Raw genomic sequence first — 523 nt, forward strand, 5'->3', positions numbered from 1 at the left:
GGGTCGTCGGCCTCGGGGTCGGGTTCCCAGAACTCGGTGGGCGGCTTGGCGCCGTCGCCGCGTTCGGGGGTGAAGCCCTCCTCCACGCTGAGCGGGGCTTCGGGGGGCGGGGGGTCTTCCAGGGCGTCGGGCTGCACCGGGAACCCGTCGGGGTGCCAGCTCTCGGTGCGGTTCTCGGCCGCGGTGAAGGAGGCGTCGGCCCCGGCGAACAACCGCTCCGCCGGCGCGGGGCTGGCCAGGATCGGCATCCGGGTCATCAGTGCGGTCATGGTGACCCCGCAGGTGGCGCCCTCGCAGCTCTTGCACGAGCGGATGTGCCGGGTGATGTGCGCCCGAAGCAACCGCGTCGGCGACTCCGCCCACGACCTCACCAGCCCCGGCAGCACCGAACACCGCGGCTCGGCGCCCCGGGCGTCCATGACCGCCGCCAGCCACTGCTCGGCATGACGCCGCCCCGCACGCGCCGCCGACTCCACCGACTCCACCGAGATGTCCAGCACCCGGGCCACCTCGTCGGACTTCA

General features: G+C 74.2%; 1 protein-coding gene. It reads right to left on the bottom strand.

The genetic code is table 11. The annotated features are described in order from the left end of the window. Window positions 1-500 (bottom strand): hypothetical protein (locus ACFQSB_RS40430; protein WP_380832683.1); only part of this gene is annotated, 500 nt, incomplete at its 3' end. Window positions 501-523: the final 23 nt, after the last annotated feature.

It is taken from the genome of Sphaerisporangium rhizosphaerae (assembly GCF_042665155.1).
GTDB classification, from domain to species: Bacteria; Actinomycetota; Actinomycetes; order Streptosporangiales; family Streptosporangiaceae; genus Sphaerisporangium; species Sphaerisporangium rhizosphaerae.